Origin of the sequence: Hazenella coriacea (assembly GCF_004341825.1) — a bacterium.
Taxonomy (GTDB): Bacteria; Bacillota; Bacilli; order Thermoactinomycetales; family Thermoactinomycetaceae; genus Hazenella; species Hazenella coriacea.
In genome coordinates, this window is record NZ_SMAG01000003.1 from 452,994 (window position 1) to 473,174 (window position 20,181).

The 20,181-nt window shown below is 39.5% G+C and carries 20 protein-coding genes, 1 pseudogene and 1 other annotated feature; of the genes and pseudogenes, 10 read left to right on the forward strand and 11 right to left on the reverse strand.

The genetic code is table 11. The features are described 5' to 3' along the window. Positions 1 to 86: 86 nt before the first annotated feature. The 4 genes from EDD58_RS08365 to EDD58_RS08380 form a co-directional block, all read right to left on the reverse strand. Complete coding sequence (locus EDD58_RS08365) at positions 87 to 572, reverse strand: PaaI family thioesterase (RefSeq protein WP_131924397.1); 486 nt, start codon at positions 570 to 572, stop codon at positions 87 to 89. Positions 573 to 587: 15 nt separating this feature from the next. After that, positions 588 to 1,628, reverse strand: a complete 1,041-nt coding sequence (locus EDD58_RS08370) for a M42 family metallopeptidase (RefSeq protein ID WP_131924398.1) — start codon at positions 1,626 to 1,628, stop codon at positions 588 to 590. Positions 1,629 to 1,863: 235 nt separating this feature from the next. Then, positions 1,864 to 2,994, reverse strand: coding sequence for an aminopeptidase (locus tag EDD58_RS08375; protein ID WP_131924399.1), 1,131 nt, complete (start codon positions 2,992 to 2,994; stop codon positions 1,864 to 1,866). Positions 2,995 to 3,107: 113 nt separating this feature from the next. After that, a complete protein-coding gene (locus tag EDD58_RS08380) occupies positions 3,108 to 3,449 on the reverse strand; it encodes a MazG nucleotide pyrophosphohydrolase domain-containing protein (RefSeq protein ID WP_131924400.1) in 342 nt (113 codons plus the stop codon). A gap of 101 nt (positions 3,450 to 3,550) precedes the next feature. Here EDD58_RS08380 and EDD58_RS08385 point away from each other — a divergent pair. After that, positions 3,551 to 4,106, forward strand: a pseudogene (locus EDD58_RS08385) (LOG family protein). Between the two features lie 129 nt (positions 4,107 to 4,235). Further along, positions 4,236 to 4,745, forward strand: a complete 510-nt coding sequence (locus tag EDD58_RS08390; protein ID WP_131924401.1) for a GAF domain-containing protein — start codon at positions 4,236 to 4,238, stop codon at positions 4,743 to 4,745. A 59-nt stretch (positions 4,746 to 4,804) separates the two neighbouring features. On the opposite strand, the gene EDD58_RS08395 is transcribed toward EDD58_RS08390, so the two are convergent. From EDD58_RS08395 to EDD58_RS08415, 5 genes are all read right to left on the reverse strand, one after another. Beyond that, complete coding sequence (locus EDD58_RS08395) at positions 4,805 to 5,386, reverse strand: hypothetical protein (protein WP_131924402.1); 582 nt, start codon at positions 5,384 to 5,386, stop codon at positions 4,805 to 4,807. Positions 5,387 to 5,451: 65 nt separating this feature from the next. Beyond that, positions 5,452 to 6,621, reverse strand: a complete 1,170-nt coding sequence (gene nagA, locus EDD58_RS08400; protein WP_131924403.1) for an N-acetylglucosamine-6-phosphate deacetylase — start codon at positions 6,619 to 6,621, stop codon at positions 5,452 to 5,454. Between the two features lie 72 nt (positions 6,622 to 6,693). After that, the gene (locus tag EDD58_RS08405) at positions 6,694 to 7,128 is read right to left on the reverse strand and encodes an NUDIX hydrolase (RefSeq protein WP_165875886.1); all 435 of its coding nucleotides are present in this window, start codon (positions 7,126 to 7,128) and stop codon (positions 6,694 to 6,696) included. A gap of 12 nt (positions 7,129 to 7,140) precedes the next feature. Further along, complete coding sequence (locus EDD58_RS08410) at positions 7,141 to 7,617, reverse strand: PaaI family thioesterase (RefSeq protein ID WP_131924405.1); 477 nt, start codon at positions 7,615 to 7,617, stop codon at positions 7,141 to 7,143. A 210-nt stretch (positions 7,618 to 7,827) separates the two neighbouring features. Further along, positions 7,828 to 8,430: a histidine phosphatase family protein gene (locus EDD58_RS08415; RefSeq protein WP_165875887.1), complete on the reverse strand. Its 603-nt coding sequence runs from the start codon at positions 8,428 to 8,430 to the stop codon at positions 7,828 to 7,830. 237 nt (positions 8,431 to 8,667) lie between these two features. Between EDD58_RS08415 and EDD58_RS08420 the strand changes: the two genes are divergently transcribed. From EDD58_RS08420 to EDD58_RS08440, 5 genes are all read left to right on the forward strand, one after another. After that, positions 8,668 to 9,630 carry an extracellular catalytic domain type 1 short-chain-length polyhydroxyalkanoate depolymerase gene (locus EDD58_RS08420; RefSeq protein ID WP_131924407.1) on the forward strand — a complete coding sequence of 321 codons (963 nt, stop codon included), beginning with the start codon at positions 8,668 to 8,670 and terminating at the stop codon, positions 9,628 to 9,630. Positions 9,631 to 9,867: 237 nt separating this feature from the next. Beyond that, a complete protein-coding gene (trmB, locus tag EDD58_RS08425; protein WP_131924408.1) occupies positions 9,868 to 10,518 on the forward strand; it encodes a tRNA (guanosine(46)-N7)-methyltransferase TrmB in 651 nt (216 codons plus the stop codon). 273 nt (positions 10,519 to 10,791) lie between these two features. Beyond that, positions 10,792 to 11,394 (forward strand): 30S ribosomal protein S4, encoded by a 603-nt coding sequence (rpsD, locus tag EDD58_RS08430; protein WP_131924409.1) that lies wholly within the window; start codon positions 10,792 to 10,794, stop codon positions 11,392 to 11,394. A gap of 113 nt (positions 11,395 to 11,507) precedes the next feature. Continuing rightward, positions 11,508 to 12,110 (forward strand): TetR/AcrR family transcriptional regulator, encoded by a 603-nt coding sequence (locus tag EDD58_RS08435; RefSeq protein WP_131924410.1) that lies wholly within the window; start codon positions 11,508 to 11,510, stop codon positions 12,108 to 12,110. A 201-nt stretch (positions 12,111 to 12,311) separates the two neighbouring features. Then, positions 12,312 to 13,835, forward strand: a complete 1,524-nt coding sequence (locus EDD58_RS08440) for an aldehyde dehydrogenase family protein (protein ID WP_131924411.1) — start codon at positions 12,312 to 12,314, stop codon at positions 13,833 to 13,835. 112 nt (positions 13,836 to 13,947) lie between these two features. Here EDD58_RS08440 and EDD58_RS08445 read toward each other — a convergent pair whose 3' ends face one another. Further along, a complete protein-coding gene (locus tag EDD58_RS08445) occupies positions 13,948 to 14,313 on the reverse strand; it encodes a helix-turn-helix domain-containing protein (RefSeq protein ID WP_165875888.1) in 366 nt (121 codons plus the stop codon). A gap of 376 nt (positions 14,314 to 14,689) precedes the next feature. Between EDD58_RS08445 and EDD58_RS08450 the strand changes: the two genes are divergently transcribed. Both EDD58_RS08450 and EDD58_RS08455 read left to right on the forward strand, forming a co-directional pair. Further along, positions 14,690 to 15,097, forward strand: coding sequence for an NUDIX hydrolase (locus tag EDD58_RS08450; RefSeq protein WP_131924413.1), 408 nt, complete (start codon positions 14,690 to 14,692; stop codon positions 15,095 to 15,097). A gap of 365 nt (positions 15,098 to 15,462) precedes the next feature. Beyond that, positions 15,463 to 15,789, forward strand: a complete 327-nt coding sequence (locus tag EDD58_RS08455; protein ID WP_131924414.1) for a DUF3817 domain-containing protein — start codon at positions 15,463 to 15,465, stop codon at positions 15,787 to 15,789. A 124-nt stretch (positions 15,790 to 15,913) separates the two neighbouring features. On the opposite strand, the gene tyrS is transcribed toward EDD58_RS08455, so the two are convergent. Continuing rightward, positions 15,914 to 17,170 (reverse strand): tyrosine--tRNA ligase, encoded by a 1,257-nt coding sequence (tyrS, locus tag EDD58_RS08460; protein WP_131924504.1) that lies wholly within the window; start codon positions 17,168 to 17,170, stop codon positions 15,914 to 15,916. Between the two features lie 46 nt (positions 17,171 to 17,216). Continuing rightward, positions 17,217 to 17,434: a binding site (T-box leader), on the reverse strand. A 97-nt stretch (positions 17,435 to 17,531) separates the two neighbouring features. Between tyrS and EDD58_RS08465 the strand changes: the two genes are divergently transcribed. After that, positions 17,532 to 19,835, forward strand: coding sequence for a transglycosylase domain-containing protein (locus tag EDD58_RS08465; RefSeq protein ID WP_131924415.1), 2,304 nt, complete (start codon positions 17,532 to 17,534; stop codon positions 19,833 to 19,835). Positions 19,836 to 20,181 lie beyond the last annotated feature (346 nt).

Genomic DNA, 20,181 nt, shown 5'->3' on the forward strand with positions numbered 1-20,181 from the left:
ATTCTGATGCTGCTTTATTCCGTTCTAAAAAATTCAACACCCATTATACTTCATGTAAAGCAAATGGGTGTTGAATATCAATGTCACTATCTACGTTTGATTACATAAAAGCTTCCAGATGCAAAAGCAATTTTCTTTCCACTCTCATTCTTAATCTCACACTGTGCGACAACTAATTGTTGTCCTTGATGTACAAGTTTGGCTTGCGAAATGAGTTCCTTCCCAATCCCAGGCTTCAAATAATTAACCTTCATCTCTGACGTCACAGCTCCGTAACCATCAGGCAAGAGTTGGTTAATTAGTGAGCCCATTGTTGAATCTGCGATTGTAGCAGTGATTCCGCCATGAACAATCCCTGCACGATTCATCATAAAAGAAGTGACTGGGATCCGAAATTCATACACATCTTCAGCGATAAACTTACCTTTCAATCCCATAAAACCTGATAAATAGGCACTTTGACGCTCTCGTTTCTGGTTAATCGCTTGCATTGTAAGGGTGAGTAGTTCTTTTTCTTCAACGGTTCCATTTTCCCAGACCGCCAATAACTCTTCTTTGCTATATTCTTTCATCTAGGAAACCCTCTCTTATAACGACTCAGTCATCACATAATGATAGAGTAAGCGATAGGTATTTTCCAAAGCATCTCGGTGGGTTCGCTCATAGGCATGAGAGGCATCTACCCCTGGTCCGATTAAACCATGAACGATGTCAACACCCGCCCGTACAGCGGCACTTGCATCTGATCCATAATTCGGATAAATATCTACTTGATGATAGATGTCATGCTCTTCTGCTAAACGAGTCAGTTTTTTCCGTAGACCATAGTGATAAGGTCCACTACTATCCTTGGCACAGATGGAAACACAGTATTCATCTGTGGTTTGTCCTACACCAATCGCTCCCATATCAACTGCTAAATACTCTCTGACTTGAGCTGGGATATTGGAATTACCACCAAAGCCTACTTCTTCAAAGTTACTAAATAAAATATGGGTGGTATGTGGAAGTGTGATGTCTTCTTCCTGTAGGGTGTGAATGAGTTCCATCAAAACAGCTACACTTGCTTTATCATCCAAATGACGTGATTTAATAAATCCTGAATCAGTCACTTGTACCTGGGGATCAAAGGAGACAAAATCCCCTACACGAATCCCTAATTTTTTGACATCATCACTGTTATACACTTTCGCATCTAAGCGCACTTCGATGTTGCCATCTGTTCGTTCTTGTTCAGCAGCATCTTTATATACATGTACCGAAGTATGAGTATTTAAGATCGTTCCAGTTAAGTATTTACCTTCACTTGTTTCAATCGTGCAATAACATCCCTCAACGGAAAACCAGCCATAACCGCCAACTTTACTCAGTTTCAAACAACCATCCGATTTAATTTCCTTCACCATCGCTCCAAGTGTGTCCACATGGGCAGTCAGAAAGCGATGAACTTGATCATCTAGCCCAGGAAGCGTGACGAGTAATCCACCTTTATGGTTCCGACTGGTTTGAATTCCCCATTCAGCCATTTGCTTTTCGATGTATCGGATGGCTGGTTCTGTATGACCCGTAGGACTTTTGATTTGTAATAGATCTACCAGCGTTTGGATCAGTCGGTCTTCTTTCATCATCTATATTTCACTCCTTCGTTGCGAGTCATCGATCCCAGTGCCATGAAAATGATTCTACGGATCCACAAAAGTCGCTCGTCAGAGAGACCTCTCTCTTCCTAGGTTCATTCAAGTGGTTTTGCTCAACTTAGGTTTTATAGTTAAAACAGGAATCACTCAGAAAAAGTGATCCCTGTTTCAGAAAAAGCGATCCCATCCCGTCAACGACTAGCTATGCTTTAATTAGAGTTGCTCCTTAAAACGAGTCATTTTTTTTAAGGTTTTCGGGATTGAGTGGTTTCAGATCATCAATGACAAACAATCCATCTTTACGGATTAACTCCCCATCAAAGTACATTTCGCCTCCACCATAGTCAGCCCGTTGAATGTGAACCATATCCCAGTGGATCGAAGAACGGTTTCCATTATCTGCTTCCTCATAAGCTTGACCAGGGGTAAAATGAAAACTACCATTGATCTTTTCATCAAATAAAATATCTTTCATCGGATGATTGATAAATGGATTCACAGCAATACTAAATTCACCGATAAAACGAGCTCCTTCATCGGAATCTAGAATTTGATTCAAGCGCTCGGTATTGTTAGAAGTAGCATTGATCACTTTCCCGTCTTTAAACTCTAAGCGAACATTTTCAAACGAGGAACCTTGATACACAGTTGGTGTATTAAAGGTGATCACACCATTGACAGAGTCACGTACAGGTGCAGTAAACACTTCTCCATCAGGAACGTTATTTTCACCCGCACATTTTACTACAGGAATATCCTTGATGGAGAAAGTTAGATCCGTGCCTGGTCCAACGATATGAACTTCGTTAGCTTGCTCCATCCGCTTCACCAATGGCTCCATCGCTTCAGCCATTTTGTCATAGTCTACATTACAAACTTGGAAGTAAAAGTCTTCAAACGCTTCTGTGCTCATATTAGCCAATTGGGCCATCGCTGAATTTGGGAAACGAAGAACGACCCATTTGGTCTTTTTCACTCGTTGTTCACTATGAACACGGTGATTAAAGATCTGTGCATATAAACGTTGCTTATCATCTGGAACATCGCTCAGTTCACTGACATTTTCACTACCACGAATTCCAATATAACAATCCATCTCTTTCATAAAGGCAAGTGCCTGATTGGAGAGAGTTTCTAAATGTTCCTCTGATGTACCAAGCAACATTGCTCGAGTTACGGCTTGATCATTGAGTTGAACATATGGGTATCCTCCAGCTTGATAAACAGCAGATACCAGTTCTTTGGCAAGTTCCCGATCGGAACCAAATACATCAATCAAAACCCGCTCTCCCTTTTGAACGCGGCAAGAATGTTCTACAAGAATCTGTGCTAACTTCGCGATACGTAAATCACGCATCGAAGTCCCCCCTTTGATATGTAAAGCTCCCCATCTGTAGTAATTAGTAAATGTTTCGTCTTACTAACCAATTTTTATTCTATCATGTGTGAACTCAATTATAAAATCACATTTTATACAGAACAACTGCCTGACTCATCCTTTTTATATCGGTTCAATAACTTTTCTTGATGCTTTTGAATCACATCATCGAGGGATAGATCATATTTATTAGCTAAGATCGCTATGTTTCCAATCACATCGCCCAATTCTTCCATTAAGTGACCCAATAATTCTTCTTCAGATCGAGCTTGTTCATCAGGGCGATCTCTTCCTATTTCGATCGCTCGTACTGCTTGGGCTAATTCTCCAACCTCTTCCATTAGAAATCCGACACGCACAAAGGGGCCATAATCTGTCCATCCTCTTTTTTGATACGTCTCCTCAACCCAACTCTGTAACTCAGATAAGTTCATGATAATCTCTCCTTTTCTCTTCCTAAACTCCTGTAATATAATACATCTTTGAAATGATATTTTCTATTTCATGGATCACATCTGTTACGGGAGGAATCATTATGAAAAGAGTTTGTGTTTTCGCTGGTTCAAATGTAGGTACAAGCCCTCAATATAAGGAAGCAGCGATCCAACTAGGATTGGAGTTAGCCAAACAAAATATTGAAGTGGTTTATGGGGACTCTTGCGGATACAGTTTTAGAAAATAATGGGCAAGTGATCGGTGTGATGCCAACTGCACTATTCCAAGGAGAGATGGTTCATCAAAATCTAACCCAACTTTACGAAGTGAAAGATATGCATGAACGTAAAGCAAAGATGGGGGAGTTGGCAGATGCTTTCATCGCTCTTCCTGGAGGATACGGAACATTAGAGGAGATTTTTGAAGTAGTTAGTTGGGGACAAATAGGAATTCATAACAAACCTGTAGGTCTTCTAAATATTAATCAATATTACAACCCACTCATCGATATGATCTCCCAAGGAGTGAAAGCAGGATTTATTCCTTCTTCTCATGCTCAACTAGTATCCATCGATCACGCTCCTGATCAGCTTCTTCAAAAGCTTCATGATTACCAACCACCCCAAAAAGTAAACAAATGGAATGAGTTAACATAGTCATGAAGCTAGTATCGACCTGATCTATACTTGACTTGATCTCATCATCCAATTAACAATAGATCCAAACCTGTCGGAGTGCTGTTTAATAAGAAACAGCTTATTCCTCATATAAAGGGGGATTTGAGTGTGCATCACTTAAATCAAGTATCCAAGGACACATCTACCTCATATCAGCAGATATTAACCGAGCTTGAATATTTGCTTGAGGGAGAAACTGACTGGTTAGCTAACCTAGCCAATGTAGCTTCACACCTTTTTCATTCACTCAAACAAGTGAACTGGGCTGGCTTTTATCTACTTAAAGAAAATGAGTTGGTTTTAGGACCTTTTATGGGAAAACCAGCTTGTGTCCGAATCTCAATTGGCAAAGGGGTTTGTGGTACAGCAGTTTCCACAAATCAAACACAACGGGTAGATGATGTACATCTTTTTCCAGGTCATATCGCCTGTGACGCCACATCCTGTTCAGAAATCGTGATCCCACTACGGGTAAATGGAAAAATCATTGGTGTTTTAGATATCGACAGCCCCATCAGACAAAGATTTAGTGAAGAAGATCAAAAGGCTTTAGAGCAATATGTAGAGATTGTACTGAAGAAAACAAACTTTCTCCCGCTACTTGAGCAATCTTTATAAGCTAAATATCACCATCCATGGAAACATGGGTGGTGATATTTTCGCTCCACTCATTCTTTTTACTGTTCAGGCATAAATCTTACTTTCCAAATCCCTTGCTGGTTTTTAATTAAACCAAATGAACCTTTACCCGACTCATCCTCTCTTGGGTATGATACATTACCACTCGTTTCATCCATTTGAACAAACTCTACTTCCATCTCTTTATTATATGGGTCTAAGAGAGGTTCATCTTTACTGCTTGCATCTTGTAAATGTTGTTCTTTACTCCATGAAATATGTTCTGGATCATCAATATATAATTCATATTCTGTCCCATAGTCTTTTTGTTGTACGGCATGAAGATATAGTTTCATCACTGTAATGGGAGTTGCATCTTTTAATACCTGATTGTTATAACCTTGTTTAAAAGATTGGTATAGTTTCTCCTCATCATTGGTTAATTGTAATAAGTGAACCTTTTCTTTCATCGTAACTTGAGGTTCATTACCTGCAACTGTATGATCCTGCCCTTTTACATCTGCTTCAACTTCTTCCTCCGAGCTACAACCGACTAGGAGTCCGACAACTAATAAAAAAACAAAAAACCCTTTCGACCAGTTATTTATCATGGATGCACTTCCAATCATTTTGATTTGCATTTCATCATTATAAATGTTAAGAACCTATTTAGAATATATTGAGTCACTAAAATCCTTTTTCTTCCTCAAAGATCTGCGTAAGTCACCACACCTTGGCAAATCGTTAGCTTGACCTTCCAGTCCTGATCTACAACCACAAGATCTGCATCTTTTCCAATCTCTATGCTTCCTTTTAGTTTAAACAGATTTAATTGTTTAGCTGGATTGATCGATGTCATTCGAACAATTTCTTGAACTGAACAGCCCAAATGACTCATTCTTTGAGCTACCTCATTCATTTTACAGGTACTCCCTGCCAAGGTTCCATCATGAAGACGAGCTTCATCATCTGATACATATACTTTTTGTCCACCTAAATCATATATTCCTGCTTGCAAACATTTTGCTCTCATCGCATCAGTAATTAGAATAAGTCGAGAACTAGTTAACTGTTTTAAGGCTATACGAAGTATTTCTGGATGCACATGTACACCATCTGCGATAACTTCTACCATCACATCATCATGTAAAAAAGCAGCCCCTACCACACCTGGCTCACGATGATGTAAACCTCTCATTCCATTAAATAAATGAGTGATATGTGTAACCCCTGCGGCGATCGCTTGCTGACACTGCTGAAAGGTAGCATCTGAATGGCCGATGGAAGCAACCACTCCAGTTTGGGTCAAGTACTTGATTAATTGGATTGCTCCTTTTTCTTCAGGGGCCAGAGTAACAAGACGAATCTGCTCACTGGCTGTTTGTTGCCATTCCATAAACAAATATATATCTGGTGAACGAACAAAAGCTTTTGGTTGTGCTCCGGAACGATCCTGGTTAATAAAAGGGCCTTCTAGATGAATCCCTAAACAATGAGCTTGCCCTAAATGATTCGAACAAATCCACTTCCCTAGTTGGTATAAAACATGGTCTAACTCTTCTTTCTTCTGTGTCATCGTAGTGGCAAGAAAAGAAGTCACACCTTCTTTAGGTAACGTACTTGCAATCTGTGTAAACGATTGTACCGTTCCATCCATAAAGTCGGAGCCGTTCGCGCCATGTACATGTACATCGATCATCCCAGGTAAAATCAACCCATCCTTAGGCAAAATGATCTGCTGTTCTCCTGCTTCCGGTTTTACATGTTCCTGGCTACCGATCTCAGCAATCTTTCCGTTTTTGACTCTAAGATATCCAGAGGGGATCAGCTTTGTCTCCCCGTGAAAGATCGAAGCACCTGCAAGAAACAGATCCATATGCTCTCTCCTTCAACCAGCTAATCACAAAAAATAACCTCCTTATCTCTTGGTAAAGAGGTTATTTATTCATCAACGATTCACGCCACGAAAGTCTGTATAAATACGGTACGCTCTCCGAATCTCTTCTTTCATCCATTCTGGAAAAGCCTGATGTTGCAAATCACTCATTGGAACCCAATGGAAGCTTTCGTGTTCGGAGCTAAGAACTAAGTCCCCAATCGGTTGATCACAAGCAAACTTAATGATAATCAGGTGCTTCTCTGCCTGAATTTCATCATAAATATAAGCAGGTGCAACTACTTTCACTTGTAAACCTGTCTCTTCCATCACTTCTCTAGCTAATGCGTCCATAATCGGCTCTTCTGGTTCCATCCCCCCACCAGGAAAATCCCAACCATGGTCCTTGTTTGGTTTTCGCTCCGCCTCTGATTTATGCAAGATTAACACTCGATCATCAGGATCAAATATAATTGCTTTTGCCGCAATCTTTATTGGTTTTTTCATCCAAGCCTCCATTTACGACAAACGAAAAAAGGTAGAAGATCCTTTAGCAACTAACTTTTCCCGCTCATCCGTTACTTTCGTTTCCATCACGATAATTGTCTTTCCTTGTTTGATGATTTTGGTTTCAGCTTCTAACCAACCTTCCATTCCTGGAGATAAAAAATTCACGGAGAGTTCAAGTGTTACTGCTTTTGTATCATCTCCTAAAGCTTGGAAAATCGTAGAACCCATGGATGTATCGATAAAAGTAGAAGTAATGCCTCCGTGAAGCATTTTAAAGCGATTGCGCAACTCATCAGTGATTAACATACGGTGAATATATGCCCCTCTTGCTTCATCATAGCCCAGGGACTGAAAATGCATCATTTCTTCAATATAAGCTAACGGACTGACACGGGTTCGCTTCAATGCTTGCACTGCTTTATGGATCGTCTCAAGCTCCGTCTCATTACAATCTGCTAATTCTTGGTATAAACTTTCCAGTGTCATGATGAACTCCTACCTCAATTCCCTCTTATTTCTCTTTTTATATATATTAACGAATGAATTATTTCGTAGCAACATACCTTCATCAACAAATGAATGTCTATAACCCTAATGGATGAATCTATTACTGAGTTAAAGATGATCTTTCCAAGGACTATTTTTTATTACTTTAAATGTTTTATCGGAGCAAGTAGTTTTGCTCAAGTCGAGTGATTACTCCAAGTGAGGAGTTTGATTGAGATCATGTAGTTGCCAACCTTTTTCAGGATGGTGTATCAGGTGAGTAAAACTGGTATTGAATAGCCGAGGGTTACCGATCTGAACCTCACCTTGAGTCAGTTCAGTCAATAACGAGGAGAGGCTCATTCCATGACTGACAATCCAGATCGGCTCGCCTGGGTGTTTTTCAATGATTTCAAGAACAAACTTCTGCATCCGTTCTTTCATCTGTTCAATGGATTCCACACCATATTTTCCCCCATTTAGACGAATATCATCAAAATCAGGATATACTTGTTTCAACTCTTCAACCGTTCTCCCTTCCCATTCCCCACAGTAACGTTCCCGCAAGTGATGACTCGTCTGTACCTGAAGTTGATGACGACTAGCGATTCGTTCTGCTGTTTGCCTTGCTCTTAACAAGTCACTTGAATACAGATACCCTGACTGCTTCTGCTGATCTTTCAAATATTGACCTAATCGGTCAGCTTGTTGTATGCCATGCTCACTGAGTGGGACATTTTGGTGTCCCTGTACTCGCAATTCCTTATTCCACTTCGTCTCACCATGCCGAATCAATGTGATTGGGGTTAACATTCTTCTCCTCATCCTCCCTGTGTAATTCCTCAACCCATATAACCATATATACCACTTTTTCGTGGTATGACTCATTTTTGCCCGTAAGAAACTTTTTTGCTTTGTGTAACCCACTTGCAACTAACAGGCAACAACATTTCATTAAAATATGTACATAATATTCTGAAAGGATTGATAAATGTGAAGCCTAATACTAAGTACAAAAAAAGCTTTCGAGTGTGCCTCCTACTCATAGTCATGTTGACAGTGATATCTTCACCTTGGGGAGCTCCATCCGTACATGCCTCAGGAAGCTTTAATCAATATTATTATGGAAGTAATTTCTATTTCAAAGTTTATGTCCCTAGTAACTATTCTTCGAACCAAGTAGCTCCTCTGATGGTCATGCTTCATGGATGTACGCAAAATGCCGATAATTTCGCGGCAGGTACACGAATGAATGAAATTGCCGAGCAAGAAAACTTTATTGTCCTTTATCCTGAAATGAATCCACTTGCCAATGGGGGCCGCTGTTGGAATTGGTTCTACGATTACAACCAACACCGCGGAAGTGGCGAACCTGCAATCATCAAAGGGATGGTCGATTGGGTTAAAAATCGTTACCAAATTGATTCCAACCAAGTCTATGTTGCTGGACTTTCTGCAGGAGCGTCCATGAGTGTCATCATGGGAGCCACCTATCCAGATGTATTTAAAGGTGTAGGCGTTCACTCTGGTTTAGAATATGATGCCGCCAATTCATCTATGGCTGGAAGTATGGCTATGTTATATGGGGGACCTGATCCTGACGAAAAAGGTCTTGAAGCTTATAGAGAAATGGGTAACCAAAAAAGTCGTCTCCCTGTCATTGTCTTTCATGGTACAAAAGATGGAATTGTGAATCCTGTGAATGGGGATCAAGTTGTCACCCAATGGGCTCAGACCAATGATTATGTCGATGATGGAATCGATAACAATTCTGTTGATGCTTTCGAAGATGAGACAAAAAGCGGATCAATCAATGGCAAAAGCTACACACAATTCATCTATCATGATAGCTCTGGAAAACCACTCATCGAGAAATGGAAAGTTACTGGATTAGGTCATGCTTGGTCTGGCGGAAGTTCCAGTGGAACATATACAGACCCTCAAGGACCTGATGCCAGCCGGATCATGTGGAACTTTTTCATCTCTCAAAGCCAGCTTGCAAATCAAAGGTAATTTCGAAGAATAAAAGTGTTTCCTGAACGATTCAACAAAGCTAACTTAAACTACTCAATAAAATGTAAGCGATTTCATAAAATATAAATAACCAAATACCTTCCCTCTCTTCCCTGTGTAAAAGAGGGAACAGAGGGAAGGTTCTATGATCATCTCATCAAAAATCTTACTTCTCTTCTTAAAGCCTCTAGGATATAATACAAAAAAACTAGATCAAATATAGATGAGGCTAAATCAATGCGTATAAGAAGAAAACCTGAAGCAATCCAAATCTTACAGGAGCATCCGCTCGTTTATCAAGACTCAGATCCACTTCAAGGCGAGTGGCACTCTATTTTTGATAATAACCATCCCAAATATGTCGAACTCGGCACAGGTAAAGGACAATTCTTAGCAAAAGCTTCAGAATTGCATCCAAAGATCAACTGGATTGGAGTAGAAAAGATTCAGGAACCACTCCTTCATGCAGTTCGAAAAGGGGAGGCTACCAATAATCCTAACCTCCGTTATTTATGGATGGATATTGAAAAGTTATCCGAAGTCTTTGCCAAGCAAGAAGTAGATCGGTTTTATCTCCACTTCAGTGACCCATGGCCCAAAGCCCGTCATGCAAAACGAAGATTAACAAATCGTCGCTTTCTTAATGTTTATAAGCATCTACTCTCCCCTGCTGGAGACTTGATCCTAAAAACAGACTCCCTTAGTTTGTTTGAATTTTCCCTAGAAGAATTTCAAGAAACAGGTTGGTCTGTCATAGAAATATCCCGTGACCTCCATCACAGTTCCTATCATGAGCTCAATATAACCACTGAATATGAGGAAAAGTTCGCTTCTCAAGGCATGCCTATTTACTATGTAAAAGTAAAACCGATCAACACTCCGATCTAGGACAAACCTTGCAGAAAAAACAGTAAATGCCCACTTTTACATTGACTTTTTTTGTAACTCATATATAATTAATCTTTGTATGGCTCAATCCGCCTCCAGGGTTCATTGAGGATAGCTAGCAAACGATAGGTGAAGGGATCACCCTCACTGATTCGCCCTATGTGAACATAGGACTCCTTCTTTCGCCGCTATCCGGAAGAAGAGAGATCATGCGAATCAGCACCCCTGTCATTTGCGAAGTCAATTGCAAATGATGATAAAGGAGCGAACGAAATGGCACGTTATACTGGACCTACTTGGAAATTAAGCCGTCGTCTAGGAATCTCTCTTTCCGGCACTGGAAAAGAGTTGGCGAAACGCCCTTATGCACCTGGACAACATGGCCCAACCCAACGTAAAAAGCTGAGCGAATATGCAATTCAGCTACATGAAAAACAAAAACTACGTTTAATGTATGGAATGAACGAAAAACAGTTCCACTCCCTCTTTAAACGTTCAAGCAAAATGAAAGGGGTTCACGGGGAAAACTTCATGAAACTATTGGAGTCCCGTTTGGACAACCTCGTTTACCGCTTAGGTTTTGCTCGCACCCGTGCACAAGCTCGTCAATTGGTAGTACACGGTCATATTACTGTAAATGGCAAAAAATTAGACCGTCCTGCTTACCAAGTACAAACAGGTGATGTGATCGGTCTTCGTGAAAAAAGCCGTAACCTTTCCATCGTTAAAGAATCTTTGGAAGATCGCACCTATCTTCCGGAGTATCTATCTTTTGAAGAGAACAAAATGGAAGGAACTTATACTCGTCTTCCTGAGCGTTCTGAATTACCAGGTGAAATTAACGAAACCCTCATCGTTGAGTACTACTCCCGTTAATTTCTCCAAAGAGTCCCTTTTTGCGGAGCCGCAAGAGGGGCTCTTTTTGTTCCATTCTATCACAGGATGATTTTTGATATAATGGCATCAGTATCTAGGAAGAAGGAAGGTATATGGGCAGAAAACGAGTCATTGATCCAACTGATTTATTAGTAGCTACTGAAGAATTATTGCTCGAAGTAGGCTACCACGCATTTAACTTCAAGTTGTTATCCCAAAAATTACGAGTAGCACGTAGCACCCTTTACGAGTACTATCCAAACAAAGAAGAACTGATCACTTCATATATGCTTCAATTAATGGAACGGATTTTGAATGAATGTGAATGCTTGAACGAAATTGAATCACCCATGGATCAGTTACATCAAATCTTGCTGATCTTTATTAAGTACTCACAAGTGCACCAAGTGATGCCAATGACATCTTTTATTGATGGAAAAGCTTCACCCACCATTAAAACAGGCTTAGTCCAGTTAACGAAAGATCACTATCGACTATACAATCAGATCACTCAAACCATTGAAGAATGCAAACAACGGCAGCTGATAGACGCTTCAATCTCAACGTCGATTATTGCTGGTCTGATCTATAACTCTATCCTGATTCCTAATAAGGAACAATTACCCAAAGAAGAGTTTACCAAACAACTGTTTTCTGTGATCAAAAATGGAATAAAAGCAAAAATTGTTGACACGCATGTCGAAAACATAGAATAACACATTCGACATGTGTGTCAATTATTTTTATCACCTCTTAGTATTAGCGTAGGTGGCGGAAGTGTTCAATTACCAATCACCATTGATTTTTCATCATTGATTTTCATTTGCTCTTTTGCTTGTATGAGAAGTAGAATAAAATGATAAATGATTGAAATATAGCGATCGGGGAAATAACCCTAAAAAGGAGGGTGAATAGGCTTGAGCCATAACGAGATCTTTTCGTTTGATCCAAGTCATGTAGAACCACTTGAAGAAACTTCACCAGAACAGGTCACCGAAGCAATGCTAACCGCTAGAACAGTATTCTCAATTTGGAAAGATTATACGCTTGCCCAGCGATTAGAATATATGAAGCAACTTCGCTTATATCTCGTTGAACACTCAGAGAACATTGTTCAAAAAATTGTTTTAGAAACAGGAAAAGTTCCTGTCGAAGCTTTAATGACAGAAGTTTTCACAACCATTGAATTGATCCGTTATTATGAAAAGCATGCCAGCTCCATTTTAAAAGCTAAAAAGGTGTCAACACCATTATTTATGTATGGTCGTCAATCAGAGGTCATTTACCGCCCGATGGGGGTGATCGGGATTGTCTCCCCTGAAATACAACCCTTTCAATCAGCGATGATTCCGATTGTGACTGCATTAATTGCGGGCAACACCATCCTTTTATGTCCTTCTAAGCCCTTATCAGCACTACATCATCTGTTTGAAGAGATATTTGCTGCTATTTCATTGCCTACAGGAGCCGTTCAAATCTTAAGCGGCGGAAACAGAGTGGCTGAGCTACTCGTTGAAGCAAAACCTGCTAAGATGTATATTTCGGGCTCTTCTCACGCAAGTAAAAGGATCTATCAAAAGGCTTCAGAACAAATGATTCCTGTTGAGTTACAACTTGGTGGGAAAGATGCCATGATCGTGTTTGCTGATGCAGATTTAGAGCGTGCTACCAACGCTGCTGTCTGGGGAGCCTTTAACAATAGCGGTCAATCTCGCGCAACCATTGATCGACTTTATGTTGAGTATTCCGTTTATGGAGCTTTAATCACCCGTTTGAAAGAAAAAACGGAAGCCCTTCGGATTGGTCAAGGTCACGAAGCAGAAATGGGCTCCATCTCATCCGTGCGGCAACTTCAACTCCTTCAACAACAGATTGCAGATGCTGTTCAAAAAGGTGCTACCCTTTTATGTGGTGGAAAACAGATAGATGAAAATCACTTATATTTTGAACCCACTATCCTTGTAGATGTTGACCATACGATGAAAATCATGAAAGAAGAAACCAATGGTCCTGTCATCGCCGTGATGCCCTTCTCTACTGATGAGGAAGCCATTCGCCTTGCCAATGATTCAGATTATGGGTTAGGGTGCAGTATTTGGTCGCGAAGTACAAAACGTTTAGAAATGGCAGTTCAACAAATGGAGGTTCGAAATATCTGTCTGAATGATATACACGCACAGATGAACAATCCCAATCTACCTATGAGCGGAATGAAACAAAGTGGTTTTGGTACCACTTATGGGCCAGATGGTTTACTTGCCTATTGTCATCCCATTTCAATCATGACTTACAAAGGAAGTAAAGCAGAAGAATTTACTTGGTACCCCTATGACTTGAATCAATATGAAACATTTCAAATGTTAATTCAATCTTTCTATGGTAAAAAAAAGAAACTTGCTCCAAAAGAAATGAAAGAGCTCTATGATAAATTAATGAAATAGCATATAACTTCTTATGTTGGACTTCCTTGAAGATGAAGGAAGTCCAACATATTGAATACGTACACGGCCATGAAGACTCCCATCACAAAAATCAGTTCTTATTTAGGAATGTTCAATCAAATTTAAGTAAGCCCAAATGCCTTAAATTAATAATAATCTGTTCATCATTCATTCCCAGCTTTTTAAACTCTGCGATTTTCCTTTCTTTTCGTTTTAACATTTCGTCTCTCTCTTTTTCTTCAAATTGACGAATATTCTGTTGCCTTTCTTCTTCTGTTGGTGGAATAAATTCATACAATTCATCAGGACGAACACCTAGAATATAAGCCATATGAAACAACGTATCTGGACGTGGCATCGCTCCACCTCGGGACCATAAAGAAACTTGTTGTTTACGTACACCCAATTCTCTAGCTAAGGTCGTCTGACTCACTTTTCGTCCACCGATCAGATACCCTTCTTCTTTACGCTTACTCATTACGCTGTCAATCCTCGGAATTAATTTCATATACTCTTGATCCCCTTTCTTAATCCAATCCTTTTTTACCTGATTCTAACATGATTATTATAGATGATAAACTATTTGCATAATTAAAAACTAAAAATATTAATAATAAAAATCAACAATTTGTCACTTTCTATTTTAAATACCTTAGTTTAAACAAGAAAATTATCAAATTTTAAATGTAATTGTACATTTTGTTATATCTTTCACTTCCGTTTTTTGTTAAAATAGAACCAAGGGTCTAACTCTTTCCCCTCAGTCTTTTGTTCCATCTCCTCTTATTCTCCATCCCCTCACAGCGTTCGTTGTCCCATTTTCCAAAGACCCTAGAAGGGACAGGTGAGCGATGATGACTTCTCCCAAACAACGAGTAAATGCTTATGTTGTGGTTTTAAATCGAAATAGCGAAATCCTGTTAGTGAAACAAAATAATCGCAGTTGGGATCTTCCTGGTGGCTCAGTCAAAGGTCGGGAGTCTATTCGGATTGCTGCATTACGAACAGTCAAAGAACAAACTGGATTACAGATTAAATTAGTCCAATTTTGCGGAATATTCCAAAATGTGAATGCAGGCATTACTCATATTTTATTTATCGCAAAGCCGATCGGCGGGCAACTTTTAGAGACAACCGAATCATTAGATGTTGGTTTTTTTCCTATTAAACCTGCTCTCCGCTTTACTATTTGGAAAAATGTTAAGCAAAGAATATTATACTGCTTAGATGAAAGCAAACAACCATTTTTCGTTGAGTTTTAAATCTATTCACTGAGGTCCAAAAAACCATTCACCATAGAAAAGGGTAGGATGTGATTATTGATCTCCTACTCTTTTCGCATCTTTAGTCATTTTGTACATATTTTAGACACTGTATAAATGCTCTTAATACGATAAAATAAAACAGACAGCAGTGTCGATTATTAAACTTAGGAGTTGATATTTCGCACTACCCGAAAGTGACTTTGATTATCATACTCTTAAAAGTGAAATCCTACTAAACAAGAGCGACATCATATGATAGTCGCACTTTAAATGTGTGAAGCTTTGGGCTTTCTCATCCGAGTTCACTGACTTCGCCATGATCTCCTTTTCAGGAGTATTTTTGTATATTGGGAGGTAACACTTTGTTAAAAACAGCTCTTGGACGTTTACGTGTAGTTGGTTTGATTGAAGGGGTCTCTTATCTTGTACTACTAGGCATTGCGATGCCCCTTAAATATTTTGCAGACATCCCGATCGCTGTTACGATCGCAGGTGGGCTTCATGGTGTACTCTTTATTTTATTTATGCTTGCTCTCGCTGAAGTAAAGTTCAAACATCGTTGGCATTTACAGCGTGCATTCATTGCCTTCATACTCTCGTTGGTTCCATTTGGAAACTTTGTTCTAGATAAAAGCTTACGACGAGATCAAGAGATGCTTACGAAATCAAAAGTATCGATGAAACAATAATCTCTATTCATTGAGGTCATGTCAGATACTCTATCATGACAAAAAACACAACCACTCCTTTTTAGAGACCGGTTGTGTTTTTACTGGAACATGATCAAAAATCCTGATGTTTTCAGAGCAACTTTTATCCTAATCGAACACGGGCAAATTTACGACGACCCACTTGTACAACCATGTCATTCTCCACTTTGACTTGTAGTTGAACATCAGTCACTTTTTCTTGATTGATTCGTACACCGCCCTGTTGTAACATTCGTCGTGCTTCTCCATTAGAAGAAACTAATCCCAATTGAGATAGAAGAGTAACAATCCAGATCTTTCCATCGTTGAGTTCATTGTTATTAATTGTTACCTGTTCAATCTCATCGGGTAAATCACGCTGTTGGAATACAGTCCGAAAACGAGCCTCTGCCTCTTTAGCTGCTTCTTCACCATGGTACATACGTACTAAAGTAAAAGCTAGTTTCATTTTGGCATCACGTGGATGGATCGTACCTTGAGCAAGACCCGATCTTAATGATTCTAAATCAGCTAGACTAAGGTCAGTAACTAACTCATAGTATTTAAGCATGAGCTCATCAGGAATTGACATTGCTTTTCCATACATCTCACTTGGTTCTTCATCAATACCAATGTAATTTCCAAGGCTTTTGCTCATTTTCTTCACACCATCGAGCCCTTCAAGAAGTGGCATAGTCAAAATCACTTGTTCTTCTTGACCATACTCTTTTTGAAGTTGACGTCCCATCAGTAAGTTAAAGGTTTGATCCGTCCCACCTAACTCTACATCTGTATGAAGGGCTACAGAATCATACCCCTGCATTAAAGGATAGAAAAATTCATGAATACCAATTGCTTGACCACTATGGTAACGCTTCGAGAAGTCATCCCGTTCTAATATCCGAGCTACTGTACATTTAGCTGCAAGCTTAGTGATATCTGCAAAAGTAAGTGGACTTAACCAGTGACTGTTAAAGTGAATTTCTATCTTTTCAGGGTCTAACACCTTGAACAACTGATCCGTGTAAGTTTTTGCATTCTTTTTTACTTCATCTTCACTTAATGGCTTCCGTGTTTCTGACTTTCCAGACGGATCTCCGATCTGTGCTGTAAAGTCACCAATGACTAATTGCACCATATGACCCAATCGTTGAAAATCACGTAGTTTATGAAAGACTACAGTATGACCAATATGAATATCAGGAGCTGTTGGATCAAGACCTAGCTTTACTTTTAAGGGAGTTTGGGTTTCAAGAGAACGTCTAATCTTCTCTTCCAACATATCCATCGGTAAAATCTCTGATACACCACGTTCTAAAATTGCCAGTTGTCGTTCAATCTCTGCTTTCACTTCTGGCTGTATGGTTTCTTCTGTTGTCAATTGGATCACCTCTGATTAAAATGAAAATAAAAAACCCCCATCCCTAAAAAGGGACGGAGGTTGATTCCGCGGTACCACCCTAATTGAAAGTTATATATAAACTTTCCGCTTGGTTTTCATAACGAAGAGTATTCTCCGGGTGCACAAAATTCACACCAAGCTCCCAAGTGTAATTCACCCTGTAGTCGATTGCTGATTCACACCAACCATCAGCTCTCTGAGTAATCGTACCTACTGGCTACTAAGCTTGTTCACTGCCTTTTCCAGTTAATCAATTTGTTGTTATTTTATGCCTTGACCAAAACAGATGTTTCGGTAATTATGATATAATATAACCCAATGTGAGGGGGTTAGCAAGACCATGGGGAAAGAATATAAAAAACGATCAGAAAGTCTAAACAGACCTCTAGGAAAGCGCATCCTCAAAGGAACCCTTACCACTTTGTTTGTCCTCTTTGTTATTAGTCTTGTACTAATTGTTGGAGGCATTGGAGTGGGAGCAGGAATTGTCTCAGCAATGGTTAAAGACGAAAAATTACGTACCAAAGATGACTTTCAAAAAGATTTCGATAGTTTGACGCAGAATAGTTATGCTTATTTTCAAAATAAGGATAAAAATGGTGATTCTGTTCTGATCGGTAAGTTACGTAATAACGGAAATAGTATTAAACCAGTGACATCGACTAAAGATGTAAGTAAATACCTCATTGACGCCTTTATTTCGACAGAGGATCAAGAGTTTTATGAACATAGTGGAATCGTCCCCCGTTCTCTCATGCGAGCAACGATCCAACAAGCTACGAAGTCAGATACAAAAACGGGTGGTAGTACCATCACCCAGCAATTGGTTAAAAACGTCATTTTGAAAAATTCAGATAAAGATGTCTCTCGAAAAGCAAAAGAAATTGTTCTTGCGATTCGTTTAGATTCAATGTTTGAAAAAGAGGAGATTTTTGTTCACTACCTAAACAGTGTTTACTTCGGAAAAGGCGCAGATGGTTTACATATGTATGGAGTTCAATCTGCAGCCCATGGTCTCTTTAATAAAGAGGTTGATCAATTAGAACCTGCTCAAGCAGCATACATTGCTGGTATGGTTCAACGCCCTAACGATTATAATCCAATTTCTGAAGACCCGAAAAACTTACAACGTGGTTTAAGCCGAATGAAGATCGTCTTAAATAACATGTTAGCAAACCAAAAAATCACGCAACAACAGTATGATGAAGCGTTGAAGTTTGATATCAAAGCTTCATTAGCAAAACCGAGTGATTTTGAGAACAGCTATACCAAGTATCCCTTTATTATGCACGCAATCGAAGAAGAAGCCGCTGAAGTATTCATGGAGATGGATAATCTCAATATCACAGAACTAAGTAAACAAGGGAAATACCGAGCCACCTTAAAGGATTATAAAAAGAAAGCAATGTCTGGTGGGTATCGTTTCTACACAACGATTGATCAACAAATGTATGATGCCGTTAACAAAGCAGCCACAGAGAGACTCAAGTTTCGTGACAAAACCTATAAGGGAATCAAAGATCATGAACAATTAGGTGCTGTAATCATTGACAATCGCAATGGAGCCGTTCTAGCTTTTGTCTCTGGAGCTAATCAAGGTCAAAATATAAACCAAAAAGATCATGCTTTACATGCAACGAATCAACCTGGGTCAGCAATTAAACCATTACTCGTTTATGCCCCTGCGGTGAATGAAGGAGTTATTTCTTCAGGTACACTCATTTTAGATGAAATGATCAAAAAAAGTGATGGTTCAGGCTACTATAAAAACGCAAACAATAAATATAAAGGTCCTGTAAATGCCAGTACAGCTTTGAAATACTCTTACAACATTCCTGCGATTAAAGTATTTAACCACATGGGACATCAAACTGGATTTGAATACTTAAATAAGATGGGAATTCCACCTCATGAAAATGATGGTGAATCAGCAGCCATCGGTGGAGCTACCAATGGTTACACGGTTGAAAAAATGACAGCAGCCTTTGCAACCCTTGGGAATGACGGGAAATATAACAAGCCTTTCATGATCTCCAAGATTGAGGATGCTGATGGTAAAGTAATCTGGGAACATCAAACACAACCAGTAGAGGTCTTCACACCACAAACTGCTTTTGAAACGAACAAGATGTTACGCCAAGTATTAACTGGAACAGGTGCATATGTTGGAGGTAAAGTTAGTGGTTATGATCTCGCTGGAAAAACGGGAACAACCTCTGACGATAAGGATCTCTGGTTTGTCGGTTATACACCACAGATCACTTTAGGCGTCTGGGGAGGATATGACTATAACTTCTCCATGAAACATAATAGTCACTTCACCAAGCAAGCTTGGGTCAACATCTTTAAAGCTGCTGCCCAAGCAAACCCTGGGTATTTTGATAAAAAGGCTCGCTTTAATAGCCCTGGTGGCGGTGTAAAAGGGATCGCCTGTATCGAATGTGATCGAATCCGTGATTATCATCAGAAGAAACAAGCAGAGGAAGACAAGAAAAAGCAGGACGATCATAGAAAAGGCGGTACAAAACCACCTGGGCATCGAGATCCAGATCCGCCGATTACAACACCTCCTACATTTCCACCACCAAATACAACACCACCAATCATACCTGAGCCTCCAAATAGAGAAGAAGGATCAGAATAAACGCAAAGTCGAAAGCCTCCAGATTTTATGGAGGCTTTTTTCTATGAAAACACAAGAGGATGAACATCAAGCTATATTACTTAGATATTTGGTCATTTTCATCCCCAGCAGTTCTAGAATTTTTTTTGTAGTAAAGGACACAATTTCCGAATGAAGTTACGAATAAGAAGAGTAGACACTATTTTAAAATATAATGCTTAACACATCAATCAAAAGTCTTTTCGTCTATACACATCACTTTTAGTTTAAAAAAGATGTGTGGCTGACTGCAACAGTCAAACAAAAACGGGAGCAGATTCTCGCTATCGTTTCCTTATTCCCATCATGTACTTAACCATGGGGAAAG